Annotated in this window: 1 protein-coding gene and 2 pseudogenes; 1 reads left to right on the top strand and 2 read right to left on the bottom strand. The window is 73.2% G+C overall.

Going from position 1 to position 1654, the window contains the following annotated elements; translation table 11 throughout:
* Positions 1-387: pseudogene (locus tag RMO85_RS12295) on the top strand (alkaline phosphatase family protein); the annotation flags it as partial.
* A 19-nt stretch (positions 388-406) separates the two neighbouring features.
* Here the strand turns inward: RMO85_RS12295 and RMO85_RS12290 are convergent.
* The gene (locus RMO85_RS12290; protein WP_310529014.1) at positions 407-1219 is read right to left on the bottom strand and encodes an ATP-dependent DNA helicase; all 813 of its coding nucleotides are present in this window, start codon (positions 1217-1219) and stop codon (positions 407-409) included.
* Positions 1104-1654, bottom strand: a pseudogene (locus RMO85_RS12285) (hypothetical protein); the annotation flags it as partial. The pseudogene RMO85_RS12285 and the gene RMO85_RS12290, both read right to left, overlap by 116 nt.

The raw sequence follows: 1654 nt of genomic DNA, 5'->3' as shown, positions 1-1654 counted from the left end.
TGGACCGGCGACCCGGCCGCACGAGGCGCCGCCGTGGCTCGGATTATCTCGCTCGCCGGATCCACCGCGGGCGTGCTCGAGGCGCTCGACCCGCTCACCGACCCGACACTGCGGACGGGTCCGCTCAGCGGTGACGTGGTGGTCCACTGCAGGGCCGGCTGGCGCTTCACCGACCCCGACGTCTGGTCGAACCCGATCCCCGGCAACCACGGGCACCCCGCGACTCGGCCCATCCCGTGGTTCATCGGCGGCGGACATCCCCTCGTTCCGCGGGGAGCCTCGGCCACCGAGCAGGCGCGCACGCTCGACGTGGCCCCCACCCTGGCGGACTTCTTCGGAGTCGGGGCACCCAAGGGCGGCTACGACGGCACCTCACGGTTGCCGTAGCCAGCGCCTCGCCGGCGGGTCAGTCGCCGGCGAGGCGCGAGAGCGCCTTGCGCACCAGCGCCGGGTCGGTCGTGGTCCACATCGGCGGCAGCGACGCCTTGAGGAACGAGCCGTAGCGGGCGGTGGCGAGCCTGGGGTCGAGTACGGCGACGACGCCCCGGTCCGTCGTGGTGCGGATCAGCCGCCCGGAACCCTGGGCCAGCAGCAGCGCGGCATGCGTCGCGGCGACCTGCATGAAGCCGTTGCCACCCGCTCTGTCCGCGGCCTTCTGTCGCGCCGACATCAGCGGGTCGTCGGGCCGCGGGAAGGGGATCCGGTCGATCAGCACCAGCTGGCACGTCTCCCCCGGCACGTCGAGGCCCTGCCACAGCGACAGCGTGCCGAACAGGCAGGTGTGCGGGTCCTCGACGAACTGCTTGGCGAGCTCGGGCAGCTGGGCGTCACCCTGGGCCAGCGTGGTCAGGTGGGGCAGCCGCTCGCGCACGACCTCGGCGGCGGCCTCGGCCGCCCTGCGCGACGAGAACAGCCCGAGGGTGCGCCCACCGGCCGCATCCACCAGCTCGCAGATCTCGTCGAGCTGCGCCTTCCCGAGACCGTCGCGGCCCGGCGGCGGCAGGTGGCGGGCGACGTAGAGGATCGCCTGCTGGCCGTAGTCGAAGGGTGAGCCGACGTCGATCCCCCGCCACGGCAACACGTCGCCGGAGCGGGACGGCGCATCACGCTCGCCGGGCTTGAGCCCCAGTGAGGTGGCGACCGCGTTGAAGTCGCCGCCGAGCATCAGCGTCGCACTGGTGAAGACGACCGTCTTGTCGGTGAGCAGCTTGTCGCGCATCGGCCCCCCACACCTGGAGCGGCGCGACGTGCAGCCGAGCGGGGATGCGATCGCGCGCCTCGTTGAGCCACAGCACGTCGCTCTCGAGGTTGGCCGCCATCCGCTCCGCGTTGACGAAGACGTCCTGGACCATGCCCTTGGCCTGGGTGCGGCCCGCGTCTCCGTCGGCGGACGGGGTGTCCTTGGGGAACGCGGAGAGGCATTTGCGCGCGGCATCGCGAACGAGCGCGAGCGCCTCCGCGAGCTGGTCGGCGAGCCGCTCGATCCGGCCGGGTGAGGTGGCTTCGATCGCCTCGGCAAGCGCGTCGGCGGCCTCGCCCAGCGCGTCGGCCGACTCGTCCTCGACCCAGCGCTGGGAGCGCCGCGAGGCCCGCTCGATGTCGTTGACCGCGAGCTCGTCGGTCGCGGCCTGGGTGACCCGGGCGGTCAGCTCGT

The sequence above is a fragment of the Nocardioides sp. genome (assembly GCF_031422975.1).
Classification (GTDB): domain Bacteria; phylum Actinomycetota; class Actinomycetes; order Propionibacteriales; family Nocardioidaceae; genus Nocardioides.
This window is presented reverse-complemented; position numbering and strand designations above follow the sequence as displayed.